A 14,295-nucleotide genomic window follows, 5' to 3' on the forward strand; every position below is an offset into this window, starting at 1 on the left:
CATCTGCGGGCGCCGCGTTCTGCGTTCCTCCACGACGCCGCCCGCCGCGATCCGGCCGCGCGCGGGGAGCGGCAAGCCTCACGAACCGGCAACGACGAAGGAATTCCCTGTGGGCCACAATGCACTGCCCGTTTCCGCCACGGACGTCCACGACGCCGCGCAGCTGCTGGACGGCATCATCGAGCGCACCCCGCTGGCCCACTCCCGCGCCCTGTCGCGCATGCTGGGCTCCGAGGTGTACCTCAAGTGCGAGAACCTGCAGCGCGCGGGCTCGTTCAAGGCGCGGGGCGCCTACGTGCGCATGGCGCAGCTCAGCGAGGACGAGAAGCGCAGGGGTGTGGTGGCGGCGTCGGCGGGCAACCACGCGCAGGGAGTGGCGCTCGCCGCGGCCAAACTGGGGATCACCGCGCGGATCTACATGCCCCGCGGAGCGGCCCTGCCCAAGATCGCGGCCACGCAGGACCACGGCGCGGAGGTGGTCCTGCACGGCTCCTCCGTGGACGAGGCCCTCGCGGAGGCGCAGCGCTTCGCGGACGAGACCGGTGCGGTGTTCGTCCACCCGTTCGACCACGTGGACATCATCGCCGGACAGGGCACCATCGGGCTGGAGATCCTGGACCAGCTGCCCACGGTGGACACGGTGATCGCCGGGGTTGGGGGCGGTGGCCTGCTGGCCGGGCTGTCCGTGGCCGTCAAGGCGAAGGCCGAGCAGCAGGGGAGGAACATCCGGGTGATCGGGGTCCAGGCGGAGAACGCCGCGGCCTATCCGCCGTCCCTCGCGGGAGACGCGATCGTGACACTGTCCAAGGTGTCCACGATCGCGGACGGCATCGCGGTGGGTCGCCCCGGCCAGTTGCCGTTCCGGATCATCCGGGAGCTCGCGGACGACGTGGTCACGGTGTCCGAGGACTCCCTCTCCCAGGCCCTGATCTTCATGCTCGAGCGCAACAAGATGGTGGTGGAGCCGGCCGGTGCCGTGGGCGTGGCGGCCATCCTCGAGGGCGAGCTGAAGCGGACCCACCCAGAGCTCGGAACCACCGTGGTGCTGCTCTCCGGGGGCAACATCGACCCCATGCTCATGCTCAAGGTGATCCAGCGCGGACTGTCCGCGGCCGGACGCTACATGACCATCAAGATGATGCTCACGGACCGCCCCGGCGAGCTCGCCCAGATCTCCAAGATCATCGCGGACATGGATGCCAACGTCACCGGTGTGAACCACACGCGGATCGGGGGATCACTGTCCATGGGGGACGTGTCCATCACCATCGACATGGAGACCAAGGGGCACGCGCACTGCGACCAGGTGATCGCGGCCCTCGAGACGCACGGGTACCACCCGGTCATCGTGCACTGACGCGCCCGGTGGGGGAGCGCTAGCGGCGTCGCCCCCGCGCGGTGAAGAACGTGAGCAGGGCGGACGCGAACGTGGCCACGAAGAGGATGTTGCGCAGACCGCCCGTGGCGTTGAGCGAGGGATTGCCCTGGCCCAGGACGTGGACGACGATTGCCGCCACGGCCAGCAGCGCCGTGAGGACGATCAACGGCGTGGTCCAGGGTGCCGGGCTGCGATTCCAGTGGGTGACCACGGTCGGGCTCCTCTCGGGGACGTGACAGGTGATGGCACGATCCTACGGGGCGCGCCTGCGGGAACCGTGGGAACCGGGGCGTGGTGGGCGGCGGCACCACCCGGGTACGCGAAAGGCCACCCCGCCGTGGCGAGGTGGCCTCCGGGGACCCGCGGAGGGGTCGGGGTGGCTCAGCGGCTGAAGGGCTTGGCCTTGAGGATCTTCACCGTGATGTCCTTGCCGTTGGGGGCCTGGTAGCTCACGGTCTCACCCACCTTGTGGCCGTTGATCGCGGCACCCATGGGGGAGCGCTCGGAGAAGACCTCCAGGTCCTCGCCGCCGGTGAGGTCCTCGGCGACCTCGCGGGATCCCATGAGGAAGGTCATCTCGTCCCCGGCGATCTCGGCGGTCACGACCATCCCGGCCTCGATGATGCCGTCGTCTGCGGGGGCCTCGCCCACCTGGGCGTTCTCGAGCAGCTGGGTCAGCTGCACGATGCGGCCCTCGTTCTTGCCCTGCTCCTCACGGGCGGCGTGGTAGCCGCCGTTCTCCTTGAGGTCTCCCTCGGAGCGCGCCTGTTCGATCCGGTCCACGATCTCCTGGCGGTAGGGCCCGGCGATGTAGTCGAGCTCCTTCTTGAGCCGGTCGTACGCTTCCTGGGTGAGCCAGGCTCCCTCTTGTGCAGGCACTGTGCCTCCGTTCTCCGGTGTCCGTCGCCCTGACGGTCACGTGTGAAAAACCCCGCCCCGGGGCGAGCCGTGTGGCCCAGCGCTTCCGGGTCGGGGATGTGGTCTTCGGGCAAGTGTAGAGGACGCTGCGCCCGCACCCCAAAGTGACGCGGGGCACTCGGTGCGTCAGCCGGAGGTGTTCCAGCAGGAGTCCACGCCCGCGGTGTTGGCCAGGTTGGTGGTGCGCACGGGCACCCGGTGGGTGCTGGTGCGGCCGTTGAGCTCGTCCTCGGGGACGTGGCCGATCGTGACCTCGTTCCACCCCACCACGGCGTACTGCTCGTTCAGCGCCTGCACGGCGCACGTGACGGTCTGGTCCGGGTCCTTGGTGAGGTCGAAGTCCGCGTAGACCTGCCCGGCGTCCATGATCTTGAAGCTGACGTCCTTGGCCACGGGCTGCTGGGACTCGCCCCGCACGATCCACGTGACGAACAGTGCCGCCACCAGGGTGGCCGCCACCGCAATGAGGATCCAGCCCCTTGCCCCGGGGCCGCGGCGGGGCGTGCCCGCCACGGTGCGGTGGCCCGATCCGTAGCGCTGGGAGAGCACCCGCTCCGTGGCGGGCTCCTCCGGCGTGCGCCGGGCGTCGGAGGGCTGGGAGGTCGCGGAACTCATGGCCTCCACTGTACCCAGCGGGAATGGGTGCGCACTGGGCGGACGGGCCACCGTCCGGCGGGTTCGGGCGGCGTGATCGGCGTAGGATACCGGGGGTTGTCATTTTCGCTTCGACGTCTTGGAGGCATCCGTTCGGTGACGGACTATTCGCAGCTTCGTTTGTTGGCCATCCACGCCCACCCGGACGACGAGTCCAGCAAGGGCGCGGCGACCATGGCCCACTACGCCGGGCTCGGCGCCCGCGTCATGGTGGCCACGTGCACCGGTGGTGAGCGCGGTTCGATCCTCAACGCCGAGATGGAGGGCGACGTCCGGGCCGAGCGGGACCTGCCGGGTCTGCGCCGCCACGAGATGGCCTCGGCCGTGTCCGCTCTGGGAGTCGAGCACCGCTGGATCGGGTTCGTGGACTCCGGGCTGCCGGAGGGCGATCCCCTGCCCCCGCTGCCGTGGGGCTGTTTCGCCCTCCAGCCCCTGCAGCGCGCGGCCGCGCCGCTGGTGCAGCTGGTTCGTGAGTTCCGCCCGCACGTGATCCTGAGCTACGACGAGAACGGCGGGTACCCCCACCCGGACCACATCCAGACGCACAAGGTCTCCATGGAGGCGTACCTGCGCGCAGGAGACCCCGCGGCGTACCCGGGAACGGGGGATCCCTGGACGCCGGCCAAGCTGTACTACGACCGCGCGTTCAACCCGGAGCGCTTCCTGGCCCTGCACGAGGCCCTGGAGGCCCGGGGGCTGACGTCCCCGTACGCGCAGCGCATCGCCGCGATGCAGGAGTCCGATCCCGAGGGCCACCAGCCGCCCGTGCCCCGGCACGAGACCACCACGCAGGTGCGCTGCCCGGAGCAGTTCCCCGCCCGGGACCGCGCGCTGAGCAGCCACCGCACCCAGGTGGATCCCCGCGGCATGTTCTTCGCGGTCTCCGCCGAGACCCAGGCGGAGGTGTGGCCCTGGGAGGACTACACCCTCGCGGAGTCCCGGGTGGAGACCAGCCTGCCGGAGACGGATCTCTTCGCCGGGATCGACCCGACCACGACCCCACGGAAGTGAGTGCCGCCGTGCCCACGCTGCTGACCGTTCTGACCGCCGCGACCCCCGCTCCGAGCCCCGACACCACCCTGAAGCCGGGTCTGGATCCAAGCCAGGTCTCGCCCGGGCTCGTGGGCTTCCTCATGACGTTCGTGCTGACCGCCGCGGTGGTTCTGCTCGTGATCGACTTCAACCGCCGCAACCGCAGGCTGCGCTACCGCGCGCAGTACGCCGAGCAGCGCGCTGCGCAGGAGGAGCAGGCCCAGGGGGCGGCTCCGGCAGCGGAGCACCTCGCCCCCCGCCACGGTGGTGCGGAGCGGACGGCGTCCGCCGGGGACGGTTCGACCGGGGCGCGGTCGGCGAGCGGCCGTCCACACGACGTCGCCCGCCCCCACCGCGGCGACGGCGATGCCGCCCGCCCGGACACCGTCGACGGTTCGGAGCAGCCCCGCTCCTGACGTCCGGGCGGTACCGACCGCGCAGCGCGCCGTCCGTACCGCGAGCATTGGCGCGGGAGCGTTCCGCGCTCCGGCCACCCCGCCGGGTGGGTGGGGTGGCGGGGCGCTGTGAGACGGTGGTGCCATGACGAACCGTCTGGCGCACGCCACCAGCCCGTACCTGCTGCAGCACGCCGAGAACCCCGTGGACTGGTGGGAGTTCTCCCCGGAGGCCTTCGCCGAGGCCCGGGAGCGCGACGTCCCCGTGCTGCTCTCCGTGGGCTACGCGGCGTGCCACTGGTGCCACGTGATGGCCCACGAGTCCTTCGCGGACCCGCAGACCGGGCACCTGGTCAACGAGCACTTCGTGGCCGTCAAGGTGGACCGGGAGCAGCGTCCGGACGTGGACTCGACCTACATGGCGGCCACCCAGCTGCTCACGGGCCAGGGCGGGTGGCCCATGACGGTCTTCCTCACGCCGGAGGGTCGCGCGTTCCACGCCGGGACCTACTTCCCGCCGCGCCCAGTCCAGGGGCGACCGTCCTTCCGGCAGGTGCTCGCCGCCGTCACCGAGGCGTGGACCGAGCGCCGCGACGAGGTGCTGCGGGGCGCGGACCAGGTCACCGAGGCGCTGTCCCGGCACCCCGAGCTCGTGGAACGGATGCTCGCGGAGGCGGGGCCCGCCGTCGTCGTGCCCTCCGGTGGGGAGGCGGACGACGCCGCGGGACGGCTCGTGGGTGCGTGGCTCGACGGCCTGGAGGTGGCGCGCGACGCCGCCCACGAGGGGTTCGGCACGGGCGCCAAGTTCCCGCCGTCCCCGGTGCTCGACGCCCTGACGCGAGTGGCGCGGGTGCCCTCACCGGAGACGACAGGACCCGGCTCGGCTGCCGCGCTCGGGCAGCCCGGTGCCGATTCGCGCGCCGACGAGGCGGCGGACGCACCGGTTGTCGAGGGCTCCGCCACCGGTCGTGACGGCTCCGGTCGCAGCGGCCCCGAGAACGGGTCGACCGGTTCCGCGCACGCGGCCGCCGAGCAGCGCCGACGGTCCGCGCGCGAGCTGCTGTGCGCCACCCTGGACGCGATCGTGCGGGGTGCTCTGCAGGACCACGTGGGCGGCGGATTCTTCCGCTACTCGGTGACCCCGGACTGGTCCCTGCCGCACTTCGAGAAGATGCTCTACGACAACGCCCAGCTGCTGCGCGTGCTCGCCCGCACCGTGGAGCTGCTGGAACGCGACGGCACGGACCCGGCGCGCGCGGCCCGGTACCGCAGGGCCGCCGAAGCCCTCGTCGAGTGGCTGCACCGCGAGATGATCACGGGAGAGGGTGCCTTCGCGGCCGCGCTGGACGCGGACAGCACCCCCGCCGCGGACGAGCCGCACGCCGAGCGGGAGGGCGCCTACTACACCTTTGCGCGCGACCGGGGCCCCCGGAGCGGAGCGGACCGGGGACACCCCGAGCCCGTCACCGCGAGCTGGGGCGAGGCCGGGGCCCTCACGGGAATCCTCGACGAGAGCGTGCGGCACGAGCTGTGGGAACGACGCGTGGCGCGCGAGGCACCCCACCGGGACGACAAGGTGGTCACCGCCTGGAACGGCATGATGGTCACGGGTCTCGCGGAGGCGGCGGTGCTGCTCGACCGGCCGCAGTGGCTGGAGACGGCGGGCACGGCGGCGCAGTTCCTGTGGGAGCGGCACTGGGACCCCGAGCGGGGGACGCTCGCGCGGACCTCGCGCGGCGACGTCGCGGACCCCCACGAGGGCGCGCTCGAGGACCACGCGTGCTTCGGGGCGGGACTGCTCGCCCTGTACCGCGCCACGGGGGACACCACGTGGTACGAGCGCAGCTGCGAGATCGCGGACGTGACGGTCCGGCGCTTCCTGCGGGGCGGTCGCGTGCTCGAGACCGCGGAGCTGGACGACACGCTCGCGGCGGCCGGTGCCACGGGGCGCGCCGAGCCGTTCGACGACGTCGCCGCGTCCAGCGCCGCCGTGCTTGGCCGGTGGCTCTCGGAGCTGTCCCGGCCCGAGGTGGGCGGGCGCGAGAGCGGGGACGTGGTCGCCGCGGTGACGGCGGCGGCCACGGGTGTGGTGCTCAAGGCACCCACGGCCGCCGGTGGGATGGTCTCCGCGGTGCTGGCGGGGCAGCAGCCGCCGCAGCTGCTGCAGGTGGCGGACGCCTCCCCGGAGCAGTGGCGCGAGGTGCTGGAGGGCGTGGGCGCCGCCCGCGTGCTGAACACCCTCGCCCTGGAGTCCCGTGTGGCACCGTACGGCGCGCCGCAGGACACCGGCTCCGGGTTCACCGTGTGGCGGTGCCGGGACGGGCGGTGCGAGCTGCCCGTGCACTCGGTCGAGGAGCTGCTGCGCCGGCTCTGAGCGGTGCTCGGTTCAGGACGCGAACATGGCGAGCATGATCGAGATGTAGTGGCACACGAAGCCCACGATGGTGCACGCGTGGAAGACCTCGTGGAAGCTGAACGTTGCGGGGCGCAGCCGCGGCCACTTGGTGGCGTAGCAGACGGCGCCGGCGATGTACGCGGCGCCGCCGCAGATCAGCAGCACCGTGGCCGGGACGTTCACCGCGAAGAACGCGGGCAGGTACAGCAGGGCGATGCACCCCATGACCACGTAGAGCGGGGTGTACAGCCACCGGGGCGCACCCAGCCAGAACACCCGGAAGAGCACGAGCAGCGCGCCGATGGACCAGATCACGGCGAGCAGCACGGTGGCCGGGCCGCTGGGCAGGAAGCTCACGGCCAGCGGGGTGTAGGTGCCGGCGATGATCAGGGCGATGTTGGAGTGGTCCAGTCTGCGCAGCACCGCGTTCATGCGGGCGCCCCAGTAGAAGCGGTGGTAGATGGCAGAGGTCCCGAACAGCATCACGGCAGTGATCGTGTAGACCAGGCACGCCAGGCGCAGCTGCAGCGTGGGTGCCACCACGATGGCCACGACCCCCATGGCGATCGCGAACGGGCTGAAGCCAGCGTGGATCCACCCGCGCCAGGCGGGCTTCTTCTCCACCGTGAGCTCGCCGTGGCGGGTGTGTCGGACCACGGTGGGGGGTGCGGGGGTCTGGGCCGCACGATCTTCTCGCATGCTGGGTACCACTGCCTTCCAGGACGGCCCGGACTGCGCCGGGGCGGTGGGGCGCTGCTGGACTGCGCTTGACCTACGGGTAGTTTAGAACGTGTGGAACCACGCAGGCCGACGCGAAGCAGGGGGTAGGAACGCCGTGAAGCTCCCCCGAGTGCTGTACTCCTTCTACGAGCATCGCCTGGCCCGCACCCTCGCACCCGAGGAGCTGCCCCACCACGTGGGTGTGCTGGTGGACGGCAACCGACGCTGGGCCAAGCAGTTCGGGGCCACCACGGAGGAGGGCCACCGGGCCGGGGCGCGCAAGATCGTGGAGTTCCTGCGCTGGTGCCACGAGCTCGACGTCCAGGTGGTCACCCTCTACATCCTCTCCACGGAGAATCTCAACCGCCCGCCCGAGGAGCTCGAGGCGCTGCTGGACATCATCACCCAGCTCATGTGCGAGCTGCAGGACGAGGGCATCTGCCGCATCCAGCCGGTGGGCGCACTGTCCACGCTGCCTGCGGCGCTGCAGGAGCAGCTCGAGTGCAGCGCCCGCAGGACCGCCGACAACCCCGGGCCGCACCTCAACATCGCGGTGGGCTACGGCGGGCGCCAGGAGATCGTGGACGCGGTGCGCGAGGTCCTCGCGGACGCCGCCGCCCGGGGGGAGTCCCTCACGGGGATGGCCGAGTCGCTGAGCGTGGAGCACATCTCCGACCACCTCTACACGCGGGGGCAGCCGGACCCGGACCTCTTGATCCGCACCTCCGGCGAGCAGCGGCTCTCGGGCTTCCTGATGTGGCAGTCCGCCTACAGCGAGTTCTACTTCTGCGAGGCCCTGTGGCCGGACTTCCGCCGCGTGGACTTCCTGCGGGCGCTGCGGGACTACGCCCGCCGCCAGCGCCGCTTCGGGGGCTGACGGGCGGCGCACCGTTCCGGCCCGCGGAGGCGTTCACCGATCCGTGGGTGCGGTCATCGGACACGGGCGTTCACCGTGGTTCCCACGGGGATGCCGGGCGGTGCCGTTTCCACGGCGGATGTTCACGCCTCGTTCACCGCGGGGCCGGGGCGCTCTTCCTCTCGGCTCCTAGCGTGGAACCACCCGGCACGTGCCGGCCCGAACCCGCGTGGAAAGGCCCCCATGAGCAGCGACACCTCCGTGGCACCCGTTCGTTCCGCAGGACTTCCCGGCCAGGACGCACCCGTGGGGATCGCGCCTTCCGCCGGGGCCTCCGGTTCCCCGGTGGACCCGAGCGGCCTGGCCGGAGCAGCGCAGCCCGCGGACACAGCCCGCGCGGTGCGCAGCTACGTGATCGACACCTCCGTGCTGCTCTCGGATCCGCGGGCCCTGCTGCGCTTCGCGGAGCACCGTGTGGTGGTGCCCATGGTGGTGATCACCGAGCTCGAGGCCAAGCGTCACGACCCGGATCTGGGCTACTTCGCGCGCAAGGCGCTGCGGCTGCTCGACGACCTCCGCGTGACCCACGGCGGGCTGGACCGCCCCGTGGAGCTCCCGGGTGGTGGGTGCCTGGCGGTGGAGCTCAACCACGTGGCGGACACGGTGCTGCCCCAGAGCTTCCGGCTCAAGGACAACGACTCCCGCATCCTCTCGGTGGCCGCGAACCTCGCGCAGGAGGGTCACGACGTGTGTGTGGTCTCCAAGGACCTCCCGATGCGCGTCAAGGCCTCCGCCCTGGGTCTGGCTGCGGACGAGTACCGTGCCGAGTGGCTGGGCGGGGACGACGAGTACACGGGCGTGGCCCAGCTGGACGTCCCGGACGACGTCGTCTCCGGGCTCTACCTGGACGGGCACGCGGAGGTGGAGGGGGCCCGTGAACTGCCCGTGAACACCGGCCTCGTGGTGCGCTCCTCCGCGGGCAGCGCGCTGGCCCGCGTGCAGCGCGACGGGCAGGCGCGGGTGGTGGCCGCGGACAAGGACGTCTTCGGCGTGCAGGGCCGTTCCGCGGAGCAGCGCCTGGCGATCGACCTGCTGCTGGACCCCTCCGTGGGGATCGTGTCCCTGGGCGGGCGCGCGGGCACGGGAAAGTCCGCGCTCGCACTGTGCGCTGGGCTCGAGACCGTGCTGGAACGTCGCGAGCACCGCCGCATCATGGTCTTCCGCCCCCTCTACGCGGTGGGCGGCCAGGACCTCGGCTACCTGCCTGGCACCGAGGAGGAGAAGATGAACCCGTGGGGCCAGGCGGTCTTCGACACCCTCTCCGCTGTGGTCTCCCCGGCCGTGGTGGACGACGTCGTGGCGCGCGGCATGCTCGAGGTGCTGCCTCTGACCCACATCCGTGGGCGCTCGCTGCACGACGCATGGGTGATCGTGGACGAGGCCCAGTCCCTCGAGCGCAACGTGCTGCTCACGGCGCTGTCCCGGATCGGGCAGAACTCCAAGGTGGTGCTCACCCACGACGTGGCCCAGCGGGACAACCTGCGGGTGGGTCGCCACGACGGCGTCATGGCCGTGGTCGAGGCGCTCAAGGGTCAGGAGCTGTTCGGCCATGTGACCCTCACCCGGTCGGAGCGCTCGCCCATTGCCGCGCTCGTCACGGACGTCCTGGAGCGTCACGACGTGTGACGCGCCCCGTGCACGGACGGCCGCGGCGGCGTCGGGCGGGGGACGACGCCGCCCGGTCCGGTGGGAGGGGAGCGGCGTACCCTCGGCGTCCCCCACGGCCGCGATGCCGAGTGTGGGACCGCACGTGGCAGTGCGGCTACGAGGCGGCCACGGGCCAGGGCACGTGGCGGGAGACGTCCGTGAGGTCGAAGTCCTGGCGGGTGAAGAGGTCGTCCAGCATGTACTCGTCCACCGCCTCGATCACGAGCCGGTGGCCCTGCCCCGCGTGGGGGCCCCGGAGCACGTGCGAGTAGACGCACACGCTCGTGGCGGTGTCCACCGCGATGCGTGTGGGGCCGGGGGCCAGGGGGTGGGCGTCCGTCACGGGGCGGTAGCGCGGCGTGGGCTCCACGGTGGCGCACCACACGCGGCGTCCGGCGAAGGCCCCCGCCACCACGGAGTGCAGCGCAGCGGGGCGCTGCTCCGGGAGGTAGGGAGGCACGGGCGCCGACCCCACGCACTCCACGGGATCCAGGATCGCCTGCCAGCGGCCGCCGCCGAACACCGGGTCCCCGTAGGCGGCCTCGGGTCGGCGGGTGACCAGGCCGTGGTCGTCGTAGAGCGGCGCCACCAGGGCGGGCGGGAGCAGCCACGAACGGGGAGTGTCTGTGACGTAGAAGTCGTCACGGGAACGCTCCAGGGACGTGGAGGTGTAGAGGGGCTCACCGTGCAGCGTCTCGACGCGCAGGTCCGAGGGGCGCCGCAGCCACGCCCGCACGGGTTCCGCGGGCGTGGCTGCGGCGCCCCCCACCCAGTGCAGTGAGAACCGCAGGGTGTCCCAGCGCCACGGCGAGGAGCGGCAGAGGGCCGCGAAAGTCTCCTCGGAGGCGTCCGGGTGGGCGGGCCGGGTCTGCCAGGGAACGCTCATGGGCCCAGTCTACGAAGCCGCCCTGCACAGCCCCTGCAACATCTCCGGCAGGCGGCTGGGCGGTGCCTACCATGGCCCCATGATGCAGCCCAACTCGGCGGGCATCGGGGGATTCGTGGGGGACCACCTGCAGGAAGCGGCACTCAGTGCCCAGCTCGCGGCAGTGCTGTGCGCGCTGGCCGTCCTGGTGCTCGCGTGCTCCGGGGTGTGGCTCGCGGCCACCGACATCCGCGAGCACCGACTCCCCGGTTCCGTGGTGCGACCGCTCTACCCCGTCACGGTCCTGCTGCTGGGCGCCGCGGCGGTCCTCGGGGACGACCCCGAGCGGCTCGGGTGGATGCTGTGGGGGATGCTCATCATGGGTGGGCTGTTCCTGGCGCTGAGACTGGCGCATCCCGCGGGCATGGGACTCGGGGACGTCCGGCTGGCGGGTGTGCTCGGGATCCTCACCGGCTTCTCCTCCGTGACGCACACCGTGGTGGCGCTCGCGGCCACGTTCCTGCTCGCGGGCGCCTTCTGCGCTGTGCTGCTGCTGTCGGGGAGGGCAGGACCCACCAGCCGCATTCCCCTGGGGCCGTTCATGATCGTGGGAAGCTTGGGTGTGGTGGCGTTCGTGTGACAGGGCCCTCCTGAACCCGCCCACCGCCGCAGTTCTGCACCCCTGCACCCCTGCACCCCGAGGAGATCACCCCATGGCCGTCCCGGACTTCATCCAGCAGCTGCGGCGCAGCATCGGCCACGACCTGCTGTGGCTGCCCGGCTGCACCGCCGTGGTGCTGCACGAGGGCAAGGTGCTGCTCGGACGGCGCGCGGACAACGGGAACTGGGGGCTCATCACCGGCATCGTGGAGCCGGGGGAGGACCCCGGTGTGGCCGCCCGTCGGGAGTGCCTGGAGGAGACGGGGGTGGAGATCACCGTGGATGCCCTGGTGCGGGTCAAGGCCGGAGGGGAAGTGGAGTTCCCCAACGGGGACCGTTGCCAGTTCCTGGACCACACGTTCCTGTGCAGCTACGTGGGCGGGGACGCGCGGGTCGCGGACGACGAGTCCCTCGAGGTCGGCTGGTACCCCGTGGACGCCCTCCCGGAGATGCCTGAGCACCAGGCCGAGCGGCTGCACGCGGCGCTGGAGTTCACGGGGCGCACCGGCTTCGAGAGCTGAGCCCGCGCCCGGACACGCGACGACGCCGCGGGGGCGGCCCCGCGGCGTCGTCGTCCGTGCGTCCCCGGGCGGTAACGGGCCCCGCCGGGAAGGAGCCAGCCGGGACGGACCCGGCCGGCGGATCAGCCGCGCGGGATGTTGCGCAGGTTGGAGCGGGCCATGGAGACGGCCTCGCCGGCGCCGCGGTTGAGCACGATGCGGGACATCGCAGTGGCGAAGCCGAAGACCTGGTCCTTCTTGATCTCCGGGGGGATGGACAGGGCGTTGGGGTCGGTGATGACCTCCACCACGGACGGGCCCTGGTGGGCGAGCGCGGTGGTGAACGCGGACTCGAGGTCCTTGGGCTTCTCCACCCGGATGCCCTGCATGCCCATGGCGGTGGCGATCTGCGCGTAGTTCGCCTGGGGCACGTCCACGCCGAAGTCCGGCAGCCCGTCCACGAGCATCTCCAGCTTGACCATGCCCAGCGTGGAGTTGTTGAACACCACCACGGTCACGGGCAGGTTGTAGGCCGCGAGCGTCAGCAGCTCGCCCATGAGCATGGAGAGCCCGCCGTCACCCGACATGGAGATGACCTGGCGTCCCGGCTCGGCCAGCTGCGCGCCGATCGCCTGCGGCAGGGCGTTGGCCATGGACCCGTGCAGGTAGGAGCCCAGGATGCGGCGGGTGCCCAGCGGATTGATGTAGCGGGCGCTCCACACGTTGCACATGCCGGTGTCCGCGGTGAACACGGCGTCGCGGGCCGCCACCTGGTCCAGGATGGACGCCGCGTACTCCGGGTGGATGGGTGTCATCTTCTCGACCTTGCGGGTGTACGCCCCCACGGCCTTGTTCATGAGCTTGTCGTGCTTGGCCAGGGTCTTGTCCAGGAACGAGCGGTCGGACTTGACCGTGAGCTCGGGCAGCAGCTTGAGGATCGTGGACTTCACGTCACCGTGCACGGGGATGTCCACGCCGGTGCGGCGCCCGATCACGGTGGGATCGGTGTCCACCTGGATGGTGGTGACGTCCGGGAGGAACTGGTCGTACGGGAAGTCCGTGCCGAGCATGAGCATCACGTCGGCGTCGTGCAGCCCCTCCGCCGCGGCACCGTAGCCCAGCAGCCCGGTCATGCCCACGTCGAACGGGTTGTCGTACTGGATCTGGTCCTTGCCCCGCAACGAGTGGCCCACGGGGGCCTTCAGGGTGTCCGCGAGGGCAATCACCTCGTCGTGGGCGCCGGCCACGCCGATGCCCGCGAAGATCGCGACCTTCTTGGCCGAGTTCAGGGCCTGCGCCATGCGCTCGACCGTCTCGTCCGAGGGAACGACGGCGCTCGGTGCCGGCACGGCGAACGGCCGGGCCTCCACCGCGACGTCCGAGTCCGCGAGGTCACCCGGCAGCGTGACCACGGAGACGCCGGGGCTGGTCACGGCGAACTGGATCGCGGAGCTCACCACGGCGGGGCACTGCTGCGGGGTGCTCACCAGCTCCGAGTACACAGAGCACTCGGTGAAGATCCTGTCCGGGTGGGTCTCCTGGAAGTACTCGGAGCCGATGTACTGCGAGGGGATGTGGGAGGCGATGGCCAGCACGGGCGCACCGGAGCGGTTGGCGTCGTACAGCCCGTTGATCAGGTGCAGGTTGCCCGGTCCGCACGAGCCCGCGCACACGGCGAGCTTGCCGGTCAGCTGGGCCTCGGCGCTCGCGGCGAACGCACCGGCCTCCTCGTGGCGCACGTGCACCCAGTCGATCCCGCCCTTGGCGGAGCCGCCGGTGCGGCGCACGGCGTCCACGATGGGGTTGAGGCTGTCGCCGACCACGCCGTAGATGCGCTCCACGCCGGCTTCCACGAGCTGCTGGACGATCTGTTCTGCGAGCTTCACACTGTCTCCTCGAAGGAACGGCCCGCCGCGGGAGCACCCGGGCGGGCATCACGAATGTCTCTGCCCTCCAGGGTAGACCCGGATCCTTGCAGCCGAAAAGATCTGTGGGCAACGGAACACCGGCGCGTGCGGTGTCCCACGAGGGCCCCGCAGCCGCTCGGTCCCGCGCCGGACGGACGGGGACCGGGCGCGCGGACCCAACCCTGCGGCGTCGTCCGCGCGGCGCACTGCGGGGCCGGCGCGAGGTCCCCGGCCCGGAACCGGAAGGACCCGGCCACCCCTCACGGGGAGGCCGGGTCCTGTCACGCGCCCGCCGCGCAGGCGGGCGC

At 71.8% G+C, this 14,295-nt stretch carries 14 protein-coding genes; 8 read left to right on the forward strand and 6 right to left on the reverse strand.

Annotated elements, in window-relative coordinates; genetic code table 11:
- The first annotated feature begins 109 nt into the window (after positions 1 to 109).
- Positions 110 to 1,357 carry a threonine ammonia-lyase gene (gene ilvA / locus HMPREF2833_RS00480; protein WP_039100912.1) on the forward strand — a complete coding sequence of 416 codons (1,248 nt, stop codon included), beginning with the start codon at positions 110 to 112 and terminating at the stop codon, positions 1,355 to 1,357.
- Between the two features lie 19 nt (positions 1,358 to 1,376).
- On the opposite strand, the gene HMPREF2833_RS00485 is transcribed toward ilvA, so the two are convergent.
- From HMPREF2833_RS00485 to HMPREF2833_RS00495, 3 genes are all read right to left on the reverse strand, one after another.
- Complete coding sequence (locus tag HMPREF2833_RS00485) at positions 1,377 to 1,589, reverse strand: hypothetical protein (RefSeq protein ID WP_019310183.1); 213 nt, start codon at positions 1,587 to 1,589, stop codon at positions 1,377 to 1,379.
- A 170-nt stretch (positions 1,590 to 1,759) separates the two neighbouring features.
- A complete protein-coding gene (greA, locus tag HMPREF2833_RS00490; protein WP_019310182.1) occupies positions 1,760 to 2,257 on the reverse strand; it encodes a transcription elongation factor GreA in 498 nt (165 codons plus the stop codon).
- Positions 2,258 to 2,422: 165 nt separating this feature from the next.
- On the reverse strand, positions 2,423 to 2,911 hold the full coding sequence (locus HMPREF2833_RS00495; protein ID WP_019310181.1) for a DUF4307 domain-containing protein: 489 nt from the start codon (positions 2,909 to 2,911) through the stop codon (positions 2,423 to 2,425).
- Between the two features lie 135 nt (positions 2,912 to 3,046).
- Between HMPREF2833_RS00495 and mca the strand changes: the two genes are divergently transcribed.
- The 3 genes from mca (at position 3,047) to HMPREF2833_RS00510 (ending at position 6,751) form a co-directional block, all read left to right on the forward strand.
- Positions 3,047 to 3,961 (forward strand): mycothiol conjugate amidase Mca, encoded by a 915-nt coding sequence (gene mca / locus HMPREF2833_RS00500; protein ID WP_019310180.1) that lies wholly within the window; start codon positions 3,047 to 3,049, stop codon positions 3,959 to 3,961.
- Positions 3,958 to 4,398: a hypothetical protein gene (locus HMPREF2833_RS00505; RefSeq protein WP_019310179.1), complete on the forward strand. Its 441-nt coding sequence runs from the start codon at positions 3,958 to 3,960 to the stop codon at positions 4,396 to 4,398. The genes mca and HMPREF2833_RS00505 overlap by 4 nt, the downstream gene beginning before the upstream one ends.
- Positions 4,399 to 4,522: 124 nt before the next feature.
- A complete protein-coding gene (locus HMPREF2833_RS00510; RefSeq protein ID WP_059280843.1) occupies positions 4,523 to 6,751 on the forward strand; it encodes a thioredoxin domain-containing protein in 2,229 nt (742 codons plus the stop codon).
- Positions 6,752 to 6,763: 12 nt separating this feature from the next.
- Here the strand turns inward: HMPREF2833_RS00510 and HMPREF2833_RS00515 are convergent, their stop codons facing one another.
- Positions 6,764 to 7,471: a PAQR family membrane homeostasis protein TrhA gene (locus tag HMPREF2833_RS00515; RefSeq protein WP_082698293.1), complete on the reverse strand. Its 708-nt coding sequence runs from the start codon at positions 7,469 to 7,471 to the stop codon at positions 6,764 to 6,766.
- Between the two features lie 136 nt (positions 7,472 to 7,607).
- Between HMPREF2833_RS00515 and HMPREF2833_RS00520 the strand changes: the two genes are divergently transcribed.
- Both HMPREF2833_RS00520 and HMPREF2833_RS00525 read left to right on the forward strand, forming a co-directional pair.
- Positions 7,608 to 8,369 (forward strand): isoprenyl transferase, encoded by a 762-nt coding sequence (locus HMPREF2833_RS00520; RefSeq protein WP_059280844.1) that lies wholly within the window; start codon positions 7,608 to 7,610, stop codon positions 8,367 to 8,369.
- A gap of 222 nt (positions 8,370 to 8,591) precedes the next feature.
- Positions 8,592 to 10,034 (forward strand): PhoH family protein, encoded by a 1,443-nt coding sequence (locus HMPREF2833_RS00525; RefSeq protein WP_223110450.1) that lies wholly within the window; start codon positions 8,592 to 8,594, stop codon positions 10,032 to 10,034.
- Positions 10,035 to 10,170: 136 nt separating this feature from the next.
- Here the strand turns inward: HMPREF2833_RS00525 and HMPREF2833_RS00530 are convergent, their stop codons facing one another.
- On the reverse strand, positions 10,171 to 10,941 hold the full coding sequence (locus HMPREF2833_RS00530) for a hypothetical protein (RefSeq protein WP_070636202.1): 771 nt from the start codon (positions 10,939 to 10,941) through the stop codon (positions 10,171 to 10,173).
- 79 nt (positions 10,942 to 11,020) lie between these two features.
- Here HMPREF2833_RS00530 and HMPREF2833_RS00535 point away from each other — a divergent pair, with 79 nt between their 5' ends.
- Positions 11,021 to 11,560, forward strand: a complete 540-nt coding sequence (locus HMPREF2833_RS00535; protein WP_059280890.1) for a prepilin peptidase — start codon at positions 11,021 to 11,023, stop codon at positions 11,558 to 11,560.
- A gap of 73 nt (positions 11,561 to 11,633) precedes the next feature.
- The gene (locus HMPREF2833_RS00540) at positions 11,634 to 12,101 is read left to right on the forward strand and encodes an NUDIX hydrolase (RefSeq protein WP_059280846.1); all 468 of its coding nucleotides are present in this window, start codon (positions 11,634 to 11,636) and stop codon (positions 12,099 to 12,101) included.
- A gap of 122 nt (positions 12,102 to 12,223) precedes the next feature.
- Here the strand turns inward: HMPREF2833_RS00540 and HMPREF2833_RS00545 are convergent, their stop codons facing one another.
- Positions 12,224 to 13,966, reverse strand: a complete 1,743-nt coding sequence (locus tag HMPREF2833_RS00545) for a pyruvate dehydrogenase (RefSeq protein WP_019310171.1) — start codon at positions 13,964 to 13,966, stop codon at positions 12,224 to 12,226.
- Positions 13,967 to 14,295: the final 329 nt, after the last annotated feature.

The organism is Kocuria sp. HMSC066H03, from assembly GCF_001812045.1.
GTDB classification, from domain to species: domain Bacteria; phylum Actinomycetota; class Actinomycetes; order Actinomycetales; family Micrococcaceae; genus Kocuria; species Kocuria rhizophila.

Coding starts and splice junctions, on each gene's coding strand:
- HMPREF2833_RS00530 (WP_070636202.1), bottom strand. CDS start 10,941: ATGAGCGTTCCCTGGCAGACCCGGCCCGCCCACCCGGACGCCTCCGAG.
- HMPREF2833_RS00495 (WP_019310181.1), bottom strand. CDS start 2,911: ATGAGTTCCGCGACCTCCCAGCCCTCCGACGCCCGGCGCACGCCGGAG.
- HMPREF2833_RS00535 (WP_059280890.1), top strand. CDS start 11,021: ATGATGCAGCCCAACTCGGCGGGCATCGGGGGATTCGTGGGGGACCAC.
- HMPREF2833_RS00515 (WP_082698293.1), bottom strand. CDS start 7,471: ATGCGAGAAGATCGTGCGGCCCAGACCCCCGCACCCCCCACCGTGGTC.
- HMPREF2833_RS00540 (WP_059280846.1), top strand. CDS start 11,634: ATGGCCGTCCCGGACTTCATCCAGCAGCTGCGGCGCAGCATCGGCCAC.
- HMPREF2833_RS00525 (WP_223110450.1), top strand. CDS start 8,592: ATGAGCAGCGACACCTCCGTGGCACCCGTTCGTTCCGCAGGACTTCCC.
- HMPREF2833_RS00510 (WP_059280843.1), top strand. CDS start 4,523: ATGACGAACCGTCTGGCGCACGCCACCAGCCCGTACCTGCTGCAGCAC.